Source organism: Actinoplanes sp. NPDC019969 (genome assembly GCF_055562375.1).
Map to the genome: position 1 here is coordinate 62302 of NZ_JBVHFK010000011.1, position 20793 is coordinate 83094.

The 20793-nt window shown below is 72.0% G+C and carries 26 protein-coding genes and 1 pseudogene; 16 read left to right on the top strand and 11 right to left on the bottom strand.

Features of this window, described 5'->3' with window-relative positions:
* The first annotated feature begins 17 nt into the window (after positions 1–17).
* The gene (locus tag ACZ3II_RS29860; protein ID WP_465521451.1) at positions 18–482 is read left to right on the top strand and encodes a MerR family transcriptional regulator; all 465 of its coding nucleotides are present in this window, start codon (positions 18–20) and stop codon (positions 480–482) included.
* Positions 479–931, top strand: coding sequence for a carboxymuconolactone decarboxylase family protein (locus ACZ3II_RS29865; protein WP_465521453.1), 453 nt, complete (start codon positions 479–481; stop codon positions 929–931). Before ACZ3II_RS29860 ends, ACZ3II_RS29865 begins: the two co-directional genes overlap by 4 nt.
* Here ACZ3II_RS29865 and ACZ3II_RS29870 read toward each other — a convergent pair.
* Positions 888–1730 (bottom strand): helix-turn-helix domain-containing protein, encoded by an 843-nt coding sequence (locus tag ACZ3II_RS29870; protein WP_465521455.1) that lies wholly within the window; start codon positions 1728–1730, stop codon positions 888–890. The genes ACZ3II_RS29865 and ACZ3II_RS29870 overlap by 44 nt on opposite strands.
* A gap of 34 nt (positions 1731–1764) precedes the next feature.
* Between ACZ3II_RS29870 and ACZ3II_RS29875 the strand changes: the two genes are divergently transcribed.
* The gene (locus ACZ3II_RS29875; RefSeq protein ID WP_465521457.1) at positions 1765–2310 is read left to right on the top strand and encodes a maleylpyruvate isomerase family mycothiol-dependent enzyme; all 546 of its coding nucleotides are present in this window, start codon (positions 1765–1767) and stop codon (positions 2308–2310) included.
* A gap of 20 nt (positions 2311–2330) precedes the next feature.
* On the opposite strand, the gene ACZ3II_RS29880 is transcribed toward ACZ3II_RS29875, so the two are convergent.
* Complete coding sequence (locus ACZ3II_RS29880; protein WP_465521459.1) at positions 2331–2855, bottom strand: TetR/AcrR family transcriptional regulator; 525 nt, start codon at positions 2853–2855, stop codon at positions 2331–2333.
* A gap of 151 nt (positions 2856–3006) precedes the next feature.
* On the opposite strand from ACZ3II_RS29880, the gene ACZ3II_RS29885 reads away from it, so the two are divergent.
* Positions 3007–3345 (top strand): rhodanese-like domain-containing protein, encoded by a 339-nt coding sequence (locus ACZ3II_RS29885; protein ID WP_465521461.1) that lies wholly within the window; start codon positions 3007–3009, stop codon positions 3343–3345.
* A gap of 45 nt (positions 3346–3390) precedes the next feature.
* Here ACZ3II_RS29885 and ACZ3II_RS29890 read toward each other — a convergent pair whose 3' ends face one another.
* Both ACZ3II_RS29890 and ACZ3II_RS29895 read right to left on the bottom strand, forming a co-directional pair.
* A complete protein-coding gene (locus tag ACZ3II_RS29890; protein WP_465521463.1) occupies positions 3391–3993 on the bottom strand; it encodes a response regulator transcription factor in 603 nt (200 codons plus the stop codon).
* The gene (locus ACZ3II_RS29895; protein ID WP_465521465.1) at positions 3990–5108 is read right to left on the bottom strand and encodes a sensor histidine kinase; all 1119 of its coding nucleotides are present in this window, start codon (positions 5106–5108) and stop codon (positions 3990–3992) included. Before ACZ3II_RS29895 ends, ACZ3II_RS29890 begins: the two co-directional genes overlap by 4 nt.
* A gap of 108 nt (positions 5109–5216) precedes the next feature.
* Here ACZ3II_RS29895 and ACZ3II_RS29900 point away from each other — a divergent pair, with 108 nt between their 5' ends.
* From ACZ3II_RS29900 to ACZ3II_RS29910, 3 genes are read left to right on the top strand one after another with little or no spacing between them, the layout of a single operon-like run.
* The gene (locus ACZ3II_RS29900) at positions 5217–6098 is read left to right on the top strand and encodes an ABC transporter ATP-binding protein (RefSeq protein ID WP_465521467.1); all 882 of its coding nucleotides are present in this window, start codon (positions 5217–5219) and stop codon (positions 6096–6098) included.
* An 18-nt stretch (positions 6099–6116) separates the two neighbouring features.
* Positions 6117–6836: an ABC transporter permease gene (locus tag ACZ3II_RS29905; protein ID WP_465521469.1), complete on the top strand. Its 720-nt coding sequence runs from the start codon at positions 6117–6119 to the stop codon at positions 6834–6836.
* A 40-nt stretch (positions 6837–6876) separates the two neighbouring features.
* Positions 6877–7605, top strand: coding sequence for a GNAT family N-acetyltransferase (locus tag ACZ3II_RS29910; RefSeq protein ID WP_465521471.1), 729 nt, complete (start codon positions 6877–6879; stop codon positions 7603–7605).
* Here ACZ3II_RS29910 and ACZ3II_RS29915 read toward each other — a convergent pair.
* The 3 genes from ACZ3II_RS29915 to ACZ3II_RS29925 form a co-directional block, all read right to left on the bottom strand.
* On the bottom strand, positions 7513–8352 hold the full coding sequence (locus tag ACZ3II_RS29915; protein WP_465521473.1) for a class I SAM-dependent methyltransferase: 840 nt from the start codon (positions 8350–8352) through the stop codon (positions 7513–7515). The genes ACZ3II_RS29910 and ACZ3II_RS29915 overlap by 93 nt on opposite strands.
* A gap of 76 nt (positions 8353–8428) precedes the next feature.
* Positions 8429–9103, bottom strand: a complete 675-nt coding sequence (locus ACZ3II_RS29920; protein WP_465521475.1) for an NADPH-dependent F420 reductase — start codon at positions 9101–9103, stop codon at positions 8429–8431.
* Positions 9104–9108: 5 nt separating this feature from the next.
* Positions 9109–10140: an LLM class flavin-dependent oxidoreductase gene (locus ACZ3II_RS29925; RefSeq protein ID WP_465521477.1), complete on the bottom strand. Its 1032-nt coding sequence runs from the start codon at positions 10138–10140 to the stop codon at positions 9109–9111.
* Between the two features lie 126 nt (positions 10141–10266).
* Here ACZ3II_RS29925 and ACZ3II_RS29930 point away from each other — a divergent pair, with 126 nt between their 5' ends.
* On the top strand, positions 10267–10761 hold the full coding sequence (locus tag ACZ3II_RS29930) for a VOC family protein (protein ID WP_465521479.1): 495 nt from the start codon (positions 10267–10269) through the stop codon (positions 10759–10761).
* A 45-nt stretch (positions 10762–10806) separates the two neighbouring features.
* On the top strand, positions 10807–12237 hold the full coding sequence (locus ACZ3II_RS29935; RefSeq protein WP_465521481.1) for a Fic family protein: 1431 nt from the start codon (positions 10807–10809) through the stop codon (positions 12235–12237).
* Here the strand turns inward: ACZ3II_RS29935 and ACZ3II_RS29940 are convergent.
* Positions 12230–12424: a hypothetical protein gene (locus ACZ3II_RS29940; RefSeq protein ID WP_465521483.1), complete on the bottom strand. Its 195-nt coding sequence runs from the start codon at positions 12422–12424 to the stop codon at positions 12230–12232. The genes ACZ3II_RS29935 and ACZ3II_RS29940 overlap by 8 nt on opposite strands.
* A gap of 27 nt (positions 12425–12451) precedes the next feature.
* Here ACZ3II_RS29940 and ACZ3II_RS29945 point away from each other — a divergent pair, with 27 nt between their 5' ends.
* From ACZ3II_RS29945 to ACZ3II_RS29955, 3 genes and pseudogenes are all read left to right on the top strand, one after another.
* Positions 12452–12781 (top strand): AbfB domain-containing protein, encoded by a 330-nt coding sequence (locus ACZ3II_RS29945; RefSeq protein WP_465522064.1) that lies wholly within the window; start codon positions 12452–12454, stop codon positions 12779–12781.
* 78 nt (positions 12782–12859) lie between these two features.
* Positions 12860–13321: a YdeI/OmpD-associated family protein gene (locus tag ACZ3II_RS29950; protein WP_465521485.1), complete on the top strand. Its 462-nt coding sequence runs from the start codon at positions 12860–12862 to the stop codon at positions 13319–13321.
* Between the two features lie 228 nt (positions 13322–13549).
* Positions 13550–13759 (top strand): annotated as a pseudogene (locus ACZ3II_RS29955) (SbtR family transcriptional regulator); the annotation flags it as partial.
* A gap of 30 nt (positions 13760–13789) precedes the next feature.
* Here the strand turns inward: ACZ3II_RS29955 and ACZ3II_RS29960 are convergent.
* Entirely contained in the window at positions 13790–14689 is a 900-nt protein-coding gene (locus tag ACZ3II_RS29960; protein WP_465521487.1) for a hypothetical protein, read from the bottom strand.
* 192 nt (positions 14690–14881) lie between these two features.
* On the opposite strand from ACZ3II_RS29960, the gene ACZ3II_RS29965 reads away from it, so the two are divergent.
* Both ACZ3II_RS29965 and ACZ3II_RS29970 read left to right on the top strand, forming a co-directional pair.
* On the top strand, positions 14882–15352 hold the full coding sequence (locus tag ACZ3II_RS29965) for a tetratricopeptide repeat protein (protein WP_465522066.1): 471 nt from the start codon (positions 14882–14884) through the stop codon (positions 15350–15352).
* A 49-nt stretch (positions 15353–15401) separates the two neighbouring features.
* Positions 15402–15740, top strand: a complete 339-nt coding sequence (locus tag ACZ3II_RS29970; protein WP_465521489.1) for a Cif family virulence factor — start codon at positions 15402–15404, stop codon at positions 15738–15740.
* On the opposite strand, the gene ACZ3II_RS29975 is transcribed toward ACZ3II_RS29970, so the two are convergent.
* Positions 15712–16356: a dihydrofolate reductase family protein gene (locus ACZ3II_RS29975; RefSeq protein ID WP_465521491.1), complete on the bottom strand. Its 645-nt coding sequence runs from the start codon at positions 16354–16356 to the stop codon at positions 15712–15714. The genes ACZ3II_RS29970 and ACZ3II_RS29975 overlap by 29 nt on opposite strands.
* Before the next feature lie 149 nt (positions 16357–16505).
* On the bottom strand, positions 16506–17873 hold the full coding sequence (locus tag ACZ3II_RS29980; RefSeq protein WP_465521493.1) for a non-reducing end alpha-L-arabinofuranosidase family hydrolase: 1368 nt from the start codon (positions 17871–17873) through the stop codon (positions 16506–16508).
* A 241-nt stretch (positions 17874–18114) separates the two neighbouring features.
* On the opposite strand from ACZ3II_RS29980, the gene ACZ3II_RS29985 reads away from it, so the two are divergent.
* Positions 18115–19458, top strand: a complete 1344-nt coding sequence (locus tag ACZ3II_RS29985) for a glycoside hydrolase family 10 protein (protein WP_465521495.1) — start codon at positions 18115–18117, stop codon at positions 19456–19458.
* A gap of 68 nt (positions 19459–19526) precedes the next feature.
* Positions 19527–20789, top strand: a complete 1263-nt coding sequence (locus tag ACZ3II_RS29990) for a CE1 family esterase (protein ID WP_465521498.1) — start codon at positions 19527–19529, stop codon at positions 20787–20789.
* The last annotated feature ends 4 nt before the right edge of the window (positions 20790–20793 follow it).

Genomic DNA, 20793 nt, shown 5'->3' on the forward strand with positions numbered 1-20793 from the left:
GCTCTAACGTCGTGCCCATGAAGGCCACCCAGCAGCTGGCGGACGCGTTACGCCTCGCCGTCGACCCGCCCGGCGGCGTGTCGGTCGACGCGCTCCAGGATCTGGTCCTGGACGACCCGGCCCGGCAGTGGGACATCGCCGCGGCGGCCGAGCACGTCGGCGTGAGCCCCCACACGCTGCGTTACTACGAGCGGATCGGCCTGATCACGGTGCCCCGGAACAGCGCGGGGCACCGGGTCTACGGCGCCGCGTCGATGCGGCGCCTGGTGTTCCTGACCCGGATGCGCACGTCCGGCATGGCGATCAGCGACCTGCGCCACTACATCAGCCTCGTCGATCGGGGCGACGCCACCATCCCGGACCGCCTCGATCTGCTGCTGGAGCACCGTGACACGTTGCGGTCCCAGCTCACGCAGCTGCAGCTGGCGCTGGCGGCGACAGAGTTCAAGATTGCGACGTACGGGGGAGCGACCCAGCCATGACCACCCAGCACGACATCGACAGCCCCGGCAACATCGACCGGCGCGACCACGGCCTGGCCGTCCTCCACCGGATCGACGGCGAGGCCGGCGCCCGCGTCATCGGCTCCCTGGCCGATCTGTCGCCCGCCCTGGCGCATCATGTGGCGGCGTTCGCCTTCGGTGACGTCTACAGCCGGCCGGGCCTCGACGCCCGTTCCCGGCAGCTGGTGACGATCGGCGTGCTGGCCGCGCTGGGCGGCTGTGAACCGCAGCTCAAGGTGCACATCGGCGCCGCCCTCAACGTCGGCCTCACCCCGGACGAGATCATCGAGGCGCTGCTGCACACCGCCGTGTACGCCGGTTTCCCGCGGGCCCTGAACGCCACCTTCGCCGCGCGGGAGGTCTTCGACGGCCGCGGTGTCCGGGTCAGCGCGGCCGCTCCGCCAACTGCCCCGGCGTCATCCCGGTGACGTGCACGAAGTCGCGGATCATGTGCGACTGGTCGGCGTAACCGACGGCGGCGGCGAGGTCGGCGTGGGTGGCGTCCGGTTCCCGCAGCAGTACGGCGGCCTCCTGCAGCCGCCGCCGCTGGATCAGGCATTTGGGGGTGAGCCCGAGCCGCCGCCGGAGCAGGCGCTGCAGGGCCCGCTCGCCGACGCCGAACCGGTCACAGATCTGCGTGACCTGCAGGATCGCCGGGTCCTGCTCGACCGCGGCCACCACGGCGTTGATCAGTTCGTCCTCGGCGTTCAGGGGCAGGAAGCGGCGTACGGCGTCCGCGCACGCGCCCACCACGGCCCGGTGCGCCGCAGTGTCGTGCGGGTCTGCTGCCATGGCGTCCCGTACTCGTCCCGCAAGGGTTTTCCCTTCGTCGCCGAGCACCTGATCCAGGTCGACGTAACGGTCGTTCCACACCCCGTCCGGGCCGCCGATCAGGGAGACCATGGCCGGCGTCAGCGTCACCCCCGCCGCCCAGCCGTCCCCGGTGAGCGTCGTCGTCGACAGTTCCGGGGCGACACCGTAGAACCGCGCGTACCCCGCGCCGATCACGATCTGGCAGACGGGTTCCTGCAGCAGGGTCTGCGGTAGTTCCCGCCCCACCGGCACCGCCCAGACCGGAATCCAGAACCGGCGCACCACACCCGACAGTTCCACACCCGGTGCGTACCGGTGGATCCGCTGCCAGGCGCCCCGTGCTGCCGCCCGGGCCGATTCGACCGGGTCCCGGCGCACCGTGCCGACGATGCCGCCGCTGTCGGATTCGTTCAAGTGCGGCCTCCCCACCACGCCATACGGTCCTTCCGTGACTGACACAGCGACACAGTACGAGACCGCTCTGCACCCGTTGACCGCCGTCATCGACGCGGTGCCGCCGCACGCCTGGGACGCCCCCTCCCCCTGCGAGGGCTGGACCGCCCGGAACGTCGTCGAACACCTCATCGGCACCCAGCGCGAGACGCTCACCGATCACGGCGCCGACCTGGGCCCCGCCCCGGACGTCGCCGCCGGGCCGGCCGCGGCGTGGGCACGGCACAGCCGCCGCGCCCTGGCCGCCCTCGCCGACCCCGCGTTCGTGAACCACGCCTACGACGGTTTCCTCGGCCCGACGACGGTCGGCGGCACCGTCGAACAGTTCTACGTCTGGGACATGTACGTCCATCGCTGGGACCTGGCCCGCGCCACCGGCCTCGCCACCACGTTCACCGACGCCGAACTCGACCGTATCGAGAAGGGCGCCGCCGGCTTCGGCCCCGCCCTGCACGCGGACGGCATGTGCCGTCCCCCGGTCGCCCCGGCCGGCGCCGACCGCACCGCCCGGGTCCTGGCCCACCTCGGCCGCACCGCCTGACACCTCGCGGGCAGCGGGTCTCAGATGGTGAGGGCGTCGGCGAGGGCCTGCGCGGCCTGGCGTACGCGGGTGGCGCCGACCTCGGCGGCCACGGCGTGCACGTGTTCGGCGGCGAGGGCGGCGAGCAGGGTGTGCGCGTCGGCCTCCGGGTCGTCGCGTTCCGTCAGGAGCAGGGCGACGTGCCGGTGCCAGAACCGGTACGAGCCGATCCGGTAGCGCGCACCGGGCGACGCGGTCTCCGACATCCGCACCAGCGGCAGATGGGCCAGCAGGTAGTCGAGGTAGGCGGCCACGAAGGCCCGCAGCCGTTCACGTGGGCCGGGTTTGTCGTCCGGCGCGCCCGGGCCCAGCGGCGCCGGGCCGAACAGGATCGCCTCCTGCAGGGCGCGTTCCTGGTCGTCGAGCAGGGCGACGGCCAGCCCCGCCTTGTCGCCGAAGCGCCGGAACAGCGTGCCCTTGCCCACGCCGGCCGCGGCCGCGATCGCGTTCATGGAGACCGCCTCGATGCCGTGTTCGCGGAACAGGGCCGCTGCCGCGTTCAGCACGGCGGCGCGGTTGCGGGCGGCATCGGCCCGTTCAACGGGCGGTGAGCCGCACAACACGAGAAGTTCGTCGGCCGCCCTGGCAGAAACGGACCGCGGTCCGCTAATGTTCCGAGACATAAGTGGACCGTAGTCCGATTACCTGGAGGACGCCATGACCACCCTCATCACCCGCGAACAGCTCCGCGCCGAGATCGACGCCGGCACCGTCACCGTCGTCGACGCCCTCGGCGGCGACTACTACGCCCAGCAGCACCTGCCCGGCGCCATCGCGCTGGTCGAGGCCGACGTCGCGGACCGCGCCGGCACGCTGCTGCCCGATCGCGACGCGCCGATCGTGACCTACTGCTCCAACCCGGCCTGCCCCAACAGCCAGCGGGTCGCCGACAAACTGACCGCCCTCGGCTACACCAACGTGCGCAAGTACCGCGAGGGCATCCAGGACTGGGTGGCCGCCGGACTGCCCGTCGAGTCGGCCCAGCTCGCCGGCTGATCGCCACCGGCGGCGCGGGCAGGTCGCCCGCCCGCGCAGCCGGGGTCACAGCCAGTCGTGTTCGCGGGCGTACCGGGCCGCCTCGTGGCGGGTCTGGGTCTGGGTCTTCTGCATGGCGCTGGACAGGTAGTTGCGGACGGTGCCCTGGGCCAGATGCAGCCGGGCGGCGATGTCGGCGACCGAGTAGCCCTCGCCGGTCACCCGCAGCACGTCGAGTTCACGCTCGGTGAGCGGGCAGTCGTCGATGACGGCGAGCGCCGACACGTCCGGGTCGATCCAGCGCTTGCCGGCGTGCAGGGTCGCGATGACGGTGGCGATGTGGGCCGGTTCCGCGGATTTGCTGACGAACCCCTGCACCCCCAACTTCAAGGCCTTGCGGAGTACGCCGGGACGCGCGTGCCGGGTCAGCATGAGGATCACCTGGCCGGGCCGCCGGCCGCGGATGTCGGCGACGGCGGCGAGCCCGTCCACGTTCGGCATCTCCAGGTCGATCACCAGCACGTCCGGCTGGTGACGCAGGGTGGCCTCGGTCGCCTCCGCCCCGTCGGACGCCTCGGCCAGCACGGTGATGTCGCCCTCCAGCGGCAGCAGCGCGGCCAGCGCCTTGCGCAGCAGGGCCTCGTCGTCGGCGAGCACCACGGAGGTCATCGCACTCCCTCGGGGATCATGGGGAACGTCGCGGCGGTGGTGAAGGTGCCGGCGCCGGTGGTCACGGTCAGCTCTCCCCCGTCGGCTGCGATCCGTTGCCGCAGCGCGGACAGGCCCCGCAGCTCGGGTGGGCCGTCTCCCCCGGCGCCGTCGTTGACGATGGTGATGCCCGAGGCGGTGAGGGTGATGCGGACGCGGGTGGCCTGCGCGTGCCGCAGGATGTTCGTCGTCGTCTCGCGCAGCACCTGGCCGAGCATCTCGCTGACGCGCGTGTCGGCGTCCGGGCCGCGGCTGACCCGCACCTCGATGCCGGCGGCCTCGAACAGGTTCTTCGCGTTCTCCAGCTCGGCCGACAGGTTGAGTCTGCGTTGCGCGTACGCCAGCTCCTTGGTCTGTCGAATCGTGTCGCTGACCAGCCCGTGGATCTCCCGCAACTCCTCCTCGGCCCGGGCCGGGTCGCTGTGCACGAGCTTGCGGGCGAGCGCCGCCTTCAGTTTCACCACGTGCAGGGTGTGGCCCTGGATGTCGTGCAGGTCACCGGCGAAACGGACCCGCTCGCGGATGACGGCCAGTTCGGCCTCGCGCTCCTTGGACTGCTCCAGCTCCTGCACGATGTCGTAGAAGCGCTCCCCGGCGAAGGCGAGCACCAGGACGATCAGGGTCAGACCGGCGGGAACGAGCACGTACGGCAGCAGCACGTCACCGGAGTCGACGCGGGTCCGGGCGGCGCCGACCGCGATGACGTAGCCGAGCACGGCGACGGCTGCCGGATAGCGGTAGCGGGGCAGCCGTGGGATGGCCAGCGACGCCACGCTGGTGACGCCCCAGTACGCGTTGGGGCTGCCCACCAGCAGCGCCCCGACCGGCCATTGGACGGCGGCGACGGCCAGGCACGGCCACGCCACCCGGCCGATGTCGTTGGCCGTCCACCGCTCCAGGGCGACCACCGCCGCGATCACCCCGGGCGCCAGCACGAGCGCGTGCCACCAGGCGCGCACGTCGATCGCCACCATCAGCACCGCCACCAGCATGATCGGCGGCATGGCGCTGTAGAGGTTGAGCCGGCGCAGGCGTCCCTGGGTCGCCTCGGTGATGCGCAGCGATCTTGCCTTCACCCACCCAGTATTCGCGGCCGCCGGTCCCGCCAGTAGTGACACCACGTCACGAATGCTCATGACAAACCAGCACTGACCGTACGGCGGGAATCGCTGTGTCATCGACCCATGCCCACAACGCCAGTGATCGAAGTCGAACGTCTCAACGTCAGCTACGGCGACTTCCACGCCGTCCGCGATCTGTCGTTCCAGGTCGGCGCCGGGGAGCTGTACGCGCTGCTCGGCACCAACGGCGCCGGCAAGACCTCGACCCTGGAGACCGTCGAGGGACACCGCCCGGCGACCTCCGGAACCGTCCGGGTGTTCGGCCACGACCCGCGCGACCGTGCGGCGGTGCGGCCCCGGATGGGCATCATGCTGCAGGAGAGCGGGTTCTCGCCGGACCTGACCGTGCGCGAGTCGGTGGGGCTGATCGGGCGGCTGACCCGCCGTGCCGACGACGTCGCCCGGCTTCTCGACGTCGTCGGCCTGACCCGCAAGGCGGGCACGCTGGTGGGTCAGCTGTCCGGCGGCGAGAAGCGGCGGCTCGACTTCGCCACCGCGGTGTACGGCTCCCCCGAGCTGATCTTCCTGGACGAGCCCACCACCGGCCTCGACATCGCGTCCCGCGACCACCTGTGGACGGCGGTGGACCGGCTCCGGGAGAACGGCGCGACGGTCGTGCTGACCACCCACTACCTGGAGGAGGCACAGCAGCGCGCCGACCGGATCGGGCTGATGCACCAGGGCGTGTTCCACCGCGAGGGCACGGTCGCCGAGCTGACCCGGGCCCTGCCCGCCGTCATCACGTTCACGCTGCCCGCGCCCGCGCCGGCGTTGCCGCTGACGGCCGCCGTGGACGCCGGCGGGGCGGTCCGGGTGGAGACGTTCCAGCTGCAGAAGGACCTGCACCTGCTGCTGTCGTGGGCACAGGACCACGCCGTCGACCTGGGTGACCTGGCGGCCGGCGCGACCCGGCTCGACGACGTCTTCCGTTCCATCGAATCCTGATCCCCGGGAGGACCAGACATGCTCGCCATCGCCCGTACCGAACTCAGTCAGATCTTCCGCAACCGCCTCGTGCTGGTCACCAGCTTCGTGATGCCGGTCGCGGTCAGCGCCTTCTTCGTCTACCGGCACGAGCTGTTCGCCGAGATGGCCAGCCTCGGCTACATCGCGGCGATCGTCATGTTCACCGTCGGCGCGTTCGGCCTCTACACCTCCACCGTCACCACCCTGGCGTCGCGCCGGCAGAACCTGTTCCTGAAACGGCTGCGGTCCACGGCGGCCGGCGACGCCGGGATCCTGGCCGGGCTCGTCGCGCCGACCACGGCGGTGGCGCTGGTGCAGCTGGCCGGCATCCTGACCGTGTTCGGGGTGGTCGCCGGCCGGCCCGACAACATCGCGCTGCTGGTGCTGGCCGTGCTCGCCACCGTCGCCATGATGATCGCCCTGGCGCTGGCCACCGCCGGGGTGACCAACTCCCCCGAGCACGCCCAGGTCACCACACTGCCGGTGAGTCTCGGGGTGATCGCCGTGGCCAGCTGGGTCGGCATGACCGGCACCGAGGACCTGGAGCTGGTCAAGCGGCTGCTGCCGGGCGGCGCCGCCACCGAGCTGATGCTCAACGCCTGGAACGGCGGGGTCGCCCTGACCGACTCGCTGATCCTGCTGGGGCCGACGTTCGCCTGGGTGGTGGTCGCCGTCTCGTTCGCCACCCGGATGTTCCGCTGGGAGCCGCGCCGCTGACCGGGTGGCGTCCGCGCGCCCGGCTTGCCATCATGCGTCCGTGACCGAGGATCCTCTGCTCGACCGGGCGCGGCGGCTCTGGACCGGACTGGCCGGGGCGCCGGTCGCGTTCACCGATGCCGCGATCGACGTCGCCGTCTCGCCCCGGTCGCGGCTGTGCCCGCCGGGTTGGGTGGGGGTCGTCGTTCTCGGGGACGCGGTGATCGCGACGGCCCCGGACGACGACACCGCTGCGAGGGTACGGGGTGGGCTGCGCGAACTTCCGCCCGCTGCCGTGACCGACCCCGCGGTGATCGGTGGCAGGTTGCCGGTCGCCGAGGTGCTGGGGCCGGCGACCTTGGCCTACTGCGATGTGGACGGATTCCGGCCGGCCCTGGGCGGCGGGGTGGCGGCGTACCACGCCGACCTGGCGGCTCTGCTCGCGTCGGTGCCGGCCGACGACGCGGACGAGTCGGGCCTGGACGAGATCACGTCACCGGCGTTCGTCGTGCGTTCCGGGCCGGGGGTCCTCGCCGCGGCGGGCTACCGGGCGTGGCCGGGCGGCGCCGCCCATCTCAGCGTGCTCACCGTCCCGGCCGAGCGGGGGCGCGGACTGGCGCGTACGGCCGCCGCCGCCGCCGTCGCCCATGCGCTGGACGGTGGCCTGCTGCCGCAGTGGCGGGCCCGCCCGGAGGCGTCACGCCGCGTGGCCCGGGCGCTCGGGTTCCGCGAGTTCGGCGTCCAGATGAGCATCCGCCTGCGTCCGGCCGAGGGCGTAGATCACCTCTGAGTCGAGGACGTGATCCTCGTCGGTGTCCAGGAGATCCACCAGAGTGCGGGTGTACGCGTCACGGAACGCCGCCACCTGCGCGGGACCGAGCGTGGCGATCGCGTCGTGGTGCGCGCCCTGGGTGTGGGCCTGCCAGGCGTGCTCCAGGTCGGCGCGGGAGAACCGGACCGTCTCGGTGACCACCTTCACCGGGACGAACCCGGCGTCCCGCAGCACCTGGCGGCATCGGGACGGCGTGCCCAGCGGCGTGGCGGGATCGGTGAGAGACAGACCGTTCCGGCCGGCCAGTTCACGGAAGAGCCTGGCCGCGACCGGGAAGCCCTCCCGCATGGTGGAGAACGCGACCAGGCCGCCGGGCCTCAGCAGCCGCCGCCACTCGCGGAGCGCGGCGGGGACGGGCAGGTAGAGCAGCCCGGCGGAGCAGAGGACCAGGTCGAACGAGCCGCTGTCCAGCGTCGGCAGTGCGGCGGCGTCGGCCTTGAGCAGGTCGACGTTCGCCATGCCCAGTGACGTGATCGACTGCCGTGCCCGGTCGAGCATGCCCCCGGAGATGTCCACGCCGAGCACGTGTGCGGTCGGGCCCGCGGTTCGAGCGGCGGCGATCGCCGCGAAGCCGGTGCCCGTGGCGGCGTCCAGGATCCGCATGCCGGCGGCGGGGGCGGCGAGCTCGACGAGCCGTTCGGCGTAGCGGACGTGCCAGGTGTTCTCGTCGTAGGTGGCGGCGCGCCGGTCGAAGGGGGTCTTCATCGTCAGGCGTCACCTTTCAGACGGGCAGCTCGGCCGCGGCTCAGAGGCGGCGGCCGGCGGCATCTCCTTCACGATCTCATTGTCGTCGATGACTCGCGACGAGGCGGCCCCGCTCCGTGTCCGGGAAGCGGCCCAGCAGGGCGCGGACCTGTTCCGCGCTCGTGTTGGCGCCGAACAGGTCGGTGCCGGGCTCCATCCGTACGCCCTCGGCCAGCGGCCCGGCGACCACCGGATCGAAGCCGAGCGTGTCGACGAGGCCCGCCACCCGCGCGACGGCGGCCGGGTCGTCGCCGGCCAGCGCGATCGCCTTGCGTCCCGGCAGCCCCGCGGCGCGGGCCTCCTGCTCCACGTCGTGATAACCCATGTGGTTGAACGCCTTGACCACCGCGGCGCCGGGCAGGAACGCCTGCACGATCTCGCTCGACGACGTGCGCGGGTCGGTCAGGTCGTCGCGAACGCCGTCGACCTCCCACCAGTAGTTCATCGCGTCGATCACAACCTTGTCGCGCAGCGCCGCCGCCGGGATGCTGCGGTACTTGCCCAGCGGCAGCGCCAGCAGCACGATGTCGGCGCGCTCGGCGGCCTCGGCCGCGGTCACCACGACCGCGCCGGGGGTGAGGACCTCCGCGATCAGCGCGATCCGCGCCGGCTCCCCGGAACCGGCGAGGAGGACGTCGTACCCCGCCGAACGGGCCAGCCGGGCCAGGACGGTGCCGAGCTTGCCGGCGCCGAGGATGCCTAGCGTGGTCATCGTCGTCACCCTTCCAGGAGGTCGCGGACCATCGGGATCACCTTCGCGCCGTACAGCTCGACGGCGCGCAGGCGGGCGCTGACCGGCTGCGCCCCGACGGTGTAGACCAGGTCGAACCGGCCCACGCCGAGCGCCTTCACCGCCGCCGCGATCTTGCGGGCCACGGTCTCCGGCGAGCCGACGTAGAGCGAGCCGCCGGCCACCTCGGCGTCGAACTCCTGCCGGTTCAGCGGCGGCCAGCCGCGCAGCGCGCCGATCCGGTCGCGCTGCAGCTTGTAGTGCGGGTAGAACAGCTCCCGGGCCTGCTCGTCGGTGTCGGCGACGAACCCGGGCGAGTGCATGCCGACCGGATGCGCGACGGTGCCGAGCTGGTCGGCGGCGCGCCGGTAGAGGTCGACGTAGGGCGCGAAGCGTTCCGGCTGCCCGCCGATGATGGCGAGCATCAGCGGCAGTCCGTGCTGGGCGGTACGCACCACCGACTGCGGGGAGCCGCCGACGCCGACCCAGGTGTCCAGCCGGCCCGAGTCGGTGTGCGGGAACACCTCGGCATCGGTCAGCGCCGGGCGGGTGGCCCCGGTCCAGGTGACCGGTTTCTCGTCGAGCAGCTTGACGAACAGGTCGAGCTTCTCCTCGAACAGCACGTCGTAGTCGCTCAGGTCGTACCCGAACAGCGGGAACGACTCGGTGAACGACCCGCGCCCGAGGATCGCCTGGGCCCGGCCGCCGGAGATGGCGTCGACGGTGGCGAAGCGCTGGAAGACACGGACCGGGTCGTCGGAGCTGAGGACCGTCACACCGGACGCCAGCCGGATCCGCGACGTCCGGGCGGCGATGCCGGCGAGCACGGTCTCCGGGGTGGAGATCGAGTACTCGGGGCGGTGGTGCTCGCCGAGGGCGATCACGTCGACGCCCAGCTCGTCGGCGAGCGCTGCCTCGTCGATGACCTGCCGGATCGCCGCGGCGTGCGAGACGAGGGCGCCGGAGTCGTCCTCGGGCACGTCGCCGAAGGTGTCGAGACCCATGATGAGGTCCGTCATGGCACAGCCCTCCAAATACTTGATTCGTCAAGCAAGTTGTATCCGGGAGAACCATACCGTGCGATCGTTCATTCCCGGGAGCCGGCCGGTCGGGAACTGACCGCAATCGACGGCACGATTCTCGCCATGACCAGCGACGTTCTGCTTTCCCCGGAGGCCGTCCCCGACGGCGGCGCCGTCCTCAACCCGTTCGTGATCGTGGAGGACGCGGCGCGGTTCGTGGACTTCGTGGCCGCGGTGTTCGGCGCGGCCGAGACCGTCGAGGCACGGACGCCGCTGCCGGACGGCAAGCTCCTCCACGCCCAACTGCGGCTCGGCACCGTCGACCTGATGGTCGCCGACCGGCTCGACGGCTGGCCGGCGCGGCCCGGCCTGCTGCAGGTGTGGGTGACCGACGCGGCGGCGGTGCTCGACCGGGCCGGCGCCGCGGGCGCCACGACGGTGACCGAACCGGCCCCGTTCTACGGCGAGACGACACTCGCCCGGATGCTCGACCCCTGGCAGAACCTCTGGTGGCTCTACCAGCCGGCCCCCGGGCAGGCGGATCCGGCGCCGTCCTGGGAGGGCGGTTCCGACACCGTCTTCGCCACCCTGGACAAGGCATTGAAGTCCCTCGGCTGAGCCCCGGCGCACCGGAACGGGCCGATCGTGGCACGATGGCCGGCGATGACGATCGATCCCCCTGATCCGCGGCTGCGGGTCTCCGGTTTGACCTGGGCGGACGTCGACCCCGCCCGGCATCCGTTCGATCCCGGCACGGTGCGGGACGTGGTGCGGGCGGTGGCCCCGGCGGGTGGCGTGCCGCCGCCGTACCCGCAGGACCTCCGCATCGCCGTCGATCCGGCCGAGGACCTCGCCCGATGGCACTGGCAGCGGGCGATGACCGTCGCCCTCGTCGAGCACTACGGCCCCTGGGCGTGCGGCTGGAACGCCGAGATCGCCGGTCGTACGCCGGACGGCGCGCTGATCTCACGATGGAGCGGCGCCCGGGATTCGATCACCACCCCGGAGGAGACGCTCGCCGCCGTCGCCGGGGCGCTGCGGGACTGGCGGACCTTCCTGAAGGAACTGGCCGGGCTCTTCGCGGCGCACCTGCCGCTGCCCACCGAACCGCGCGCGGCCTACCGTGCCTGGGAGGCCACCACCGCCTCCCTGGTCGCGGCGGTGGCCGCCCGGTCCGGCGCGGAGGAGCACTGGCATCCCCTGTGCGTTCAGGTGCTGAAGTGGTTCCGCACCGTCGCCGGGATGCCGGGCGCCGATCACGACGCGTTCATCGACCAGGCGATCGGCGGGCGGAACTGGAGCTACACCTCGCCGCTGGGCTCGGAGGTGGCCGACGCCGCGGAGACCCTGGCGGCGTCGCTCACCGGCGTCACGCCGCGCCCCGACGACGCGTGGCCGGACACGTGGCCGCTGGACTGGCCGAGCCGGCGCAGCACCGAGGTGCCCACCGCCGAGCGGATGCTGCCTGCCCCGCGCCCGGTGTCGCCGGACGCTCTCGCGACCTGGCGGCGGGTCCGCGCGGCGGCCCGATGGGAGCACGCCACCGAGCACGTCACCGGGCCGGCGCGCACCGGCCGGGACGGCGTGGCCGAGCACTTCGCGAAGCGGAGGTACGGGGCCGAACGAGCCGTGGCCGCGCTGGAACCGGCCTTCGCGGAGGCCGTCGAGGGCGGTTCGCTCACGTTCGCCCGGCTGGAGATGTGGCAACGGAAGGTGCTCGCCGCGGCGGCCGTCCCGTTCCGCACCACGACCGCGTGGGCACTGGCGGGGCGGGAGCGGTACCCGTACCACGCGGGGTTGCCGCAAGAGTTCGAGCAGTGTCTCGCCGAGGCCACCGACCCGGCGGTGCCCCTGCCGTCCCGGGCCGCCCGGGTGTACCTCGACGTGCTGCACTTCCACCCGTTCGCCGACGGCAACGGGCGGTCGGCGGCGCTGGCGATGTACTTCGTGCTCGCCCGCGAGGGCGTGATCCTGGACCGGGCCGCTCCGCTGCTGATGACCCGGTGGCCCGCGGCCGACCCGCACGGCGCCGAAGGGCTGGCTCGTTTCGTCGCCGTGCTGATCGAGCAGACCCGCCGGGGCCGCGTCAGGTGATGGTCACCCGGGCGGTGGACGCGCCGTCGCCGCCGGTCTCCGTCGAGCCGTCGCCGAGCGCCGCCACGCGAACCTCCGCGCCACCGCCGGCCGGCAGTGCGCCGGCCACCGGCGCGCCGCCGGCATCCTCGTCGGCACCACCCTCGGCCTGGGGCTGCCGGGCCTGCCCGGCTACCGGCTGCGGCACCGGGACTTCCTGGCGCGCGCCGATGTCATCACGGCGGCGAGCAGCCCACTGGACCGGCGGGACGCGACCTTCACCGTCCGGGCGGGCCGGGCGGACGCCCGGTGCCTGTCGTTCGAGTTTGTGAACTGTCCCGGCTACTTCCTGCGGTACCGCGATGCCGCGCTGCGCCCGGACAGGGCCTCCGGCGGCGGGTTCGACCGGGACGCCACCTTCTGCCCGGTCGCGGTGAGCGGTGGCACGGCGCTCCGCTCGGCCGCCCACCCGGACCGGCATCCGGTGCTCGCCACCGGCCGGTTCCGCCTCGAACGGATCCCGGCCCGGCAGGCCACCGTGGTCACCCCGCTCACCCCGATCTGACGGCGTCCTCAGCGGCCCCGAGGGCCCGCTGCGCTTCTCCGCGCCCTCGGTGGGCCCGAGCCGGCCTATGGTGTCCGAGTGGCCGAAACCCTGAACCTGAGCCTGACGCTGGAGGCACGCGGCCCGGCCGCCGCCTTCGTCCTCACCGACGAGCAGGCCGCCGCTGTCGGCGAGGGCCGCAAGGCGTTCCCGGTCCAGGTGACCGTGCGGGACGTGACGTTGCCGCTGCGGCTGGCCCGGATGGGTGGCGCGAACATGATCGGGCTGGCCAAGGCGGCGCGGGAACGCGCCGCCTTGGAGATCGGCGTGGCCTACGAGGTGTCGATCACCGCGGACACCGGGGAACGTACGGTCGAGGTGCCGCCGGAGCTGTCCGCCGCCCTTGCCGCCGACGATGCGGCCAGGGCGGCGTACGAGGGACTGGCGTACTCCCATCGTAAGGAGTTCGCCCGCTGGATCACCGAGGCCAAGCGCGACGCCACCCGGGCCGAGCGAATCGCCAAGACCGTCGAGATGCTCCGCGACGGCCGGCACCGTTGACCGCCGGGTGAGTCTTCTTCTTGATCGCGAGGGCTGTCCGGTCAAGCGCATGTCTGTCGATACGGGGCGAGCCGCGAGCTGTCGGGGCCGGGCATCGTCCCGATCCTGTGAACCTGATACCGGAGCGTGAAGCACAAGATTACAGCCTCATTCCGGGCCGCCGGGCGCGCGTGATGACATCGACAGAAAAAGCCGCCGGCGGCGAGCCCTCACCTCTCGGTTCCGTCCATGCTGGGTGATGCGCCACCTGCCGTCGTCGCGGTGGCGAGTGAGCTGAAGGCAGCGGTCGACACGGCGCTACGGCGCGCCCAGGCCGCCGGCACCGTCCGGCCGGATGTCGGCGTCGAGGAGCTCCACCCGCTGATACGCGGCCTGGCACAGAGCACGGCAGCGACACCGGTCCCAGCGGCGGTACTCGATCGCGCCATCAAGGTCATCCTGGACGGCTTCTCCGCCCGCGTGCTGCGTTCAGTCGAGCGCCCAATCGGCTTTCTCGGCCGACTCGTCGCCGGTGGCGGCGGTGCGGACCCGGGCCGGCCGGGCGTCGGCACGAATCTGGAACACCACCTTCTCCACGACCTTCTCCCGGTACTCGAGTGAGTTGGCGCGCTTGAGCCATCCGGTCATCGCGCCGTCATGCTGGTACCAGGTGCCCTCCGCGTCGCAGAGCCAGGTGTAGTTCCCCACCTGCGCGGTGACGGCCATCTGCCCCATGTTGCGTTCCTGCACCGACACTGCGACCAGCCGCCTGCCGTCAGCGGGCTGCATGCCTGCCGTCGGTTCGAGGTCTTCCACGCCGAGCACCGAGACGTCATGCGACCTGCCGACGTCATGCCCGAGCTCCAGCAGGTGCCCCAACGCCATCGGCCGTCCCGGAGAGGGCAGATCCTCGACCAGGATCTCGCGCGGCATCCCGCTGACGTAGACGTTCGCCGTGTCCGGGTACACCGCAGGTTTCGACAGGCACGCCGATCCGTCAGGACCGGTGTCCACGATCACGGTGAGGCCGGCGGCCATGACCACCGCGGCGGCGACGGAGGTCACCAGCCATCGCGGCGGTGGCCACCGGCGGGATCCGGCAGGCGAGGGCTCCTGGACTGTTTCCGGTGGAGCCGGCGGCGGCGTCTCGACGCGCTTGCCGCGGCCGGCCAGTACCGCCGCGGTGACGGCAGCGGCCAATACGGCTCCGCCGGCGGCCCAGCGTACGACGGCTTTGCGAGTCAGAGGCACAGGGCTTTCCATCGGGTCCCCGCTACCGATCATGAGACCTTCGCCGACAGCGGACGGGTGGACGAGGCGGTCGCGTTGGTGCGCGAACTGGCCGACGACGACTGGGAGGACCGAAATTTCCTGGCAGGCCCACGCCATGTGGCGGACGGCTGTGGCGGCCGGGCACCCGGTACCGTATCTCGCTCTGGCCGAGCTGTACGTCGCGGCGGGGCGCACCGGCGACGCGATCGCCGCCTGCACCTCAGCCGTCGCGGCGGACGAACCCTACGCCTGGTCACCACTGGCGGACCTGCTGAAGGACGCCGATCGTAATGACGATGCGGAGGCCGTATACCGCGCGGCGATCGCTGCGGGCCACACCGCGGCGGGCAGTGGGCTCGGCGGCTTCCTGTCCGAGCGAGGCCGCCACGAGAGGCCGTGGCCGCCTACCGGATCGCCATCGACGCCGAGGGATCGGCTTCGTGGCCGCTGGGGGAGCTGCTGGAGAGGCTGGGGCGTACGGACGAGGCCATCGAGATGTACGCGCGGGCGGTCGCTGCCGGACAGGGTCACCTTCGTGACCTGCTGGCCCGGGCGCTCGAACGCTCAGGCCGCATCGACGAGGCTCTGGCAGCCGTCCGCGACGCGGTCACGTACCAGGGCCTCACTGCCTACCGGGCGCTCGGATATCTGCTGATGAAGCACGATCGCCGCGAAGAGCTGACCGCCGAGACGACCCGGCTCCGCGACGACGGCGAGCTGTTCGCGCTGCTGCAGCTCCTGGCCGGAGCAGGCCGAGGGCTGGAGGACGACAGCGAATGAGCGGCAGCGCGCGGATTTTTTGTCATACCCCTGCGGCAGGATCAGGGACATGCCCGCTGGAGAAGAACACCCCGAGGACCTCGGTCGCCTCGTCGCGCTCTACGAGCCGGCGGCGGTGCTGGCCCCGGCAGTCGGAGCGGAGGCGATCCGCGCGGCCTACGAGGCGCTGCCGGCCGAGCGGCCCGTCTTCGAGCCCGGCGTCTCTCGCCGCACCCTGCGCGCCGGCGGCCTGGCGTTCACCTCGACCCGGCTGGCCGACGGGACCGTGACCGTCGAAATCGCGCGGCAGCAGGACGACGGGACCTGGCTGTGGGTCATCGATCACCCCGACTTCCTCCCGGCTGACGGAGACGGGGTGGTCACCGCTTCCAGAACAGGTGGTGGGTGACGCCGCTGGGGCTCGGCACCGATTCGTGGTGGAAGCGGTCGAGAAGCTCGGCGGGGCTCTCCCACAGTCGCTCGCCCCGGCCGAAGTCGATGGGCACGGCGGCGACGTGCATCGTGTCGACCAGGCCCGCCTCGAGGAACTGGCGGACCGTGGCGACGCCGCCGCCGAGGCGCACGTCGCGACCGTCGGCGGCCTGTTTCGCGCGCTCCAGCGCCTCGGCGGGGCTCGCGTCGAGGAAGTGGAAGGTGGTGTCGGACAGGGTGAACGACGGGCGTTCGTGATGGGTGAGCACGAAGACCGGCGTGTGGAACGGCGGGTTGTCGCCCCACCATCCCTGCCACTCGTGGTTCTCCCAGGGGCCGCGCTGGGGGCCGAACTTGTTACGGCCCATGATCTCCGCGCCGATGTTGTGGTCGTAGTCGCGGGTCAGGTAATCGTCGAGGCCGCGGGTGCCGCCGGGCTCGGTGCGGTACACGAAACTGGCGGTGGCGGTGCGCCAGGCGAACAGGGGGCCGGGGTCCACGTGGCCGAAGGGCCGCTCCAGGCTCTGTCCTTCCCCGGTGCCGAACCCGTCCCGCGACACACCGAAGCTCTGCACCCTCAACAGCTGCGGCACGTGCCCTCCTCGACCCGATGATGATGGCAACGCCGACCCTAGCGGCCTGCCGCATCGAGTACCGGACGATCGCCGGCCCGGTGTGCTCGCTCCCCTGCGAGCACACCGGGCCGGCTCCCCACCAGGCGATCAGGATCGTGGGCCGTGCGTCACCGCTGCAGGGTGAGCAGGCCGGGCCGCCAGGGCAGCTGGTCGTACGGGCCGCCGGCGCTCGGGTTCTTGCCCTGGTACAGCAACTCCAGGCGGCACGGGTCGACGGTCTTGGTCTGGTCCGGGTTGGTCCGCACCAGGTCGCCGTGGCTGATGTCGTTGGTCCAGGTGGCGCCGCTGTTGGCAGCGCCGGCGAACGGGTTGCCCTCGGTGGCGGCCTGCGGTGTCCACGAACCGTTCAGGCTGGTGGCGGTGAAGGAGCGGAAGTACCGGCCGCGGCTGCCGATCGCCTCGACGAGCATGAGGTACTGGTTCTGGCCCTGCACCTTGTAGACCTCGACGCCCTCGAACAGGTTGTTGGTCGAGTCGCTCATGATCGTGGTGTACGAGGAGCCGAAGCTGCCGGGGAAGTTCCCGATCGGCATGCTCGCCCGGTAGATCTTGCCGTTGTCGCCGGCGAAGAACAGGTACATGTTCGTGCCGTCGCCGATCAGCGTCTGGTCGATGACGCCGGTGGACGACCCGGTGATCGAGCCGGTGAACAGGGTCTGCGGCGCCGACCAGCCGTTGGCGTTGGTGGGGTCGGTGGACGTCTTGTAACTGAACGCGGTCGGTCCCCACTGGTAGGCCAGGATCCAGATGTTCTTCGGGGCGAAGTACAGCAGGGTGGGCGCCACGGTGCCCTGGTTCATCGCGTTCTGGGGCGCCGAGGCCATCTGGGACCAGTCACTGAACAGCCCGAAGTTCATCGAGCCGTAGCCGGAACCGGACACGTTGGACGCGTACACCAGATGTTTGCCGTTGTAGACGACGTTGGTGAAGTCCTTCAGCGACACCCAGCCCGACCGGGGCTGCGCCAGCGGGCCGCTCGACGACCAGCGGTAGGCCGACGGGAGCGTGCACGTCTGCCCCGGGCCGGAGGGCGACGTGGACGGGGACGGGCCGGACGGGGACGGGCCGGGGCCGCCGTCGCAGCCGACGCCGTTCAGGGCGAAGCTCGCCGGGACGGGGTTGCCGCCGGTCCACGCGCCGGTGAAGCCGAACGACACCGTGCCGCCGGTCGCGACGGCGCCGTTGTAGGCGACGTTGCGCGCCGACACCGCCGAGCCGCTCTGGGTCACCGCGGCGTTCCATGCCTGCGTCACCGACTGACCGGTGGCGAAGGTCCAGGTCAGCGTCCAGCTCGACACCGGGTCGCCCAGGTTGGTGACGGCGACGTCGGCGTTGAACCCGCCCTGCCACTGCGAGGACACGGCGTATTTCACGGAGCAGCCGGCCGCCGCGGCGTCGGCGGGCATCGCCACGACCACCGCGGTGGAGGCCAGCACGGCGGCACCGGCGGCCACCAGGAGCCTGGATCGGGACATGGTTCCTCCCATCGACGGGTTGAGAGCGTTAACACTGTGACCCGGAACATTGCCAGGAGATTTCAAGACATTCAAGAGGGTCGCTGACATCACCATTCTTCGGATGGCGCGGTATTTCGTTCCGGAAAAGCGTTATGCCGAAGTCGGGGCCCTGGTCGCGGCTTGCATTCCCGGGAAACACGCTGGCAACATCGGCCTCATTCCTGGGAACGCTCCCAGATCCCCTCGGAAAGGCACCCCCATGCCCTTGCTCAAGAGAGGCCGTTCCCTGCTGCTGGCCGCCGCTGCCGCGGGAATCGCCGCCGCGGCGAGCGTCGCCGTGATCGGCCCCGCCGACGCCGCCACCACGCTCGGCGCCTCGGCCGCGCAGACCGGGCGCTACTACGGCGCCGCGATCGCCGCCGGCCGCCTCGGCGACGCCAACTACACCGGCATCGTGAGCCGCGAGTTCAACTCGGTCACGCCGGAGAACGAGATGAAATGGGACGCCACCGAACCGTCCCAGGGCCGGTTCACGTTCACCAACGGCGACCGCATCCTCAACCAGGGCCTGTCCAACGGCTCCAAGGTGCGCGGGCACGCTTTGCTCTGGCACGCCCAGCAGCCCGGCTGGGCGCAGTCGCTGTCCGGCAGCGCGCTGCGGAACGCGGCGATCAACCACGTCACCCAGGTGGCCACCCACTACAAGGGCAAGATCTACGCCTGGGACGTGGTGAACGAGGCGTTCGCCGACGGCGGCAGCGGTGGCCGCCGCGACTCCAACCTGCAGCGCACCGGCAACGACTGGATCGAGGCCGCGTTCCGCGCCGCCCGGGCCGCCGACCCGGCCGCGAAGCTCTGCTACAACGACTACAACACCGACGGGATCAACGCGAAGTCGACGGGCATCTACAACATGGTCCGTGACTTCAAGGCCCGCGGCGTGCCGATCGACTGCGTCGGCTTCCAGTCGCACCTGGGCACCGGCCTCTCCAGCGATTACCAGGCGAACCTGCAGCGCTTCGCCGACCTGGGCGTCGACGTGCAGATCACCGAGCTGGACGTCGCGCAGGGCGGCAACCAGGCCAACGTGTACGCGGGCGTGACCCGTGCCTGCCTGGCGGTGGCACGGTGCACCGGCATCACCGTCTGGGGCGTGCGCGACAGCGACTCTTGGCGCACCGGCGAGAACCCGCTGCTGTTCGACAACAGCGGCAACAAGAAGGCCGCGTACACGTCGGTGCTGAACGCGCTCAACGCCGGCGGGACGTCCTCCCCGTCGCCGGGCACGAGCAGCAACTCCCCGCAGCCCGGTGGCGCGTGCAGCGCCTCGGTGTCACTGAACTCCTGGACCGGCGGGTTCGTCGCCACCGTCCGGGTCACCGCGGGCGCCGCGCCGGTCAACGGCTGGACCGTGCGCCTGAACCTGCCCTCGGGCAGCGCCGTGACCAGTGTCTGGAGCGCCACCAACAGCGGCGCCGGCGGCGCGGTGAGCTTCCGCAACGTCTCCTACAACGGCCAGATTCCGGCCGGCGGCAGCACCGAGTTCGGGTTCCAGGGCACCGGTGCGGGCCCGACCGCCACGCCGGCCTGCTCCGCCGGCTGACCCGCTCCCCCATCGATCAGGTCCCGGCGCCGGCCACCACGGCCGGCGCCGGAAGGAGGGAACCCCCGATGTCCCGACGACCTCTCGCCGTGCTGACGGCGCTCGTCCTGGCAGTGGCCACCGTGACGCTCACCGGACTGCTCAACACCGCCGCGTCGGCCGACGCCGCGACCGCCGGCTGCGGGAAGGCCCCGGCCCTGGCCAGCGGCACCCGTACCATCGCCAGCGGCGGCCAGAACCGCACCTACATCCTGCGGGTCCCGGACGGCTACGACCGCAACCGCCCGTACAAGCTGATCTTCGCCTTCCACTGGCTCAACGGCACCGCCAACGACGTGGCCACCGGCGGATCGGCCGGCGCGACCTGGGCGTACTACGGGCAGCAGCGGCTGTCGGACAACAGCGCGATCCTGGTCGCGCCGCAGGGCATCGACAACGGCTGGGCGAACACCGGCGGCCGGGACCTGACCCTGGTCGACAACCTCACCGCGCTGATCGAGGGCAACCTGTGCGTCGACACCTCGCAGCGGTTCGCGCTGGGCTGGAGCTACGGCGGGGCGATGAGTTACGCGGTGGCCTGCGCCCGCCCTGCCGTCTTCCGCGCGGTGGCGGTCATCTCCGGCGCCAACCTCAGCGGCTGCTCCGGCGGCACCCAGCCGGTCGCCTACCTGGGCATCCACGGCACCCACGACAGCGTCCTGAACATCTCGCTCGGGCGGGGACTGCGGGACACGTTCGTCCGCAACAACGGCTGCGCCGCCCAGAACCCGCCGGAACCGGCACGCGGGAGCCTAACCCACGTCGTCACGAACTACAGCGGCTGCCGGGCCGGCTATCCGGTGCGGTGGGCGGCGTTCGACGGCGACCACACCCCGGAGCCGGTCGACGGTTCGACCGGGACGAGCGGCGCCCGTACCTGGACCGGCGGCGAGATCTGGAACTTCTTCTCGCAGCTGCCCAGCACCACCACCTCGCCGTCGGCGAGCGCGTCGGCGTCCGTCAGCCCGTCCACGTCGCCCAGCGGACCGGCCGGGGCGTGCGCCACCGCGTACCGCGTGAGCAACAGCTGGCCGGGCGGCTTCCAGGCCGAGATCACCGTGTCGAACACCGGATCGGCGGCCACCACCGGATGGCAGGTCAGCTGGGCGCCGCCGGCCGGCCAGACCGTCACCCAGGTCTGGAACGGCTCCCTGACCAGCAGCGGTGGCACCGCCACGGTCGCCAACGCGGCCTACAACGGCACGCTGGCCCCCGGTGCCGGAACCACTTTCGGCCTGCTCGCCAACGGCAGCCCGGGGACGGCGCCGGCTCTGGCCTGCGTTCTGCGGTGAAAAG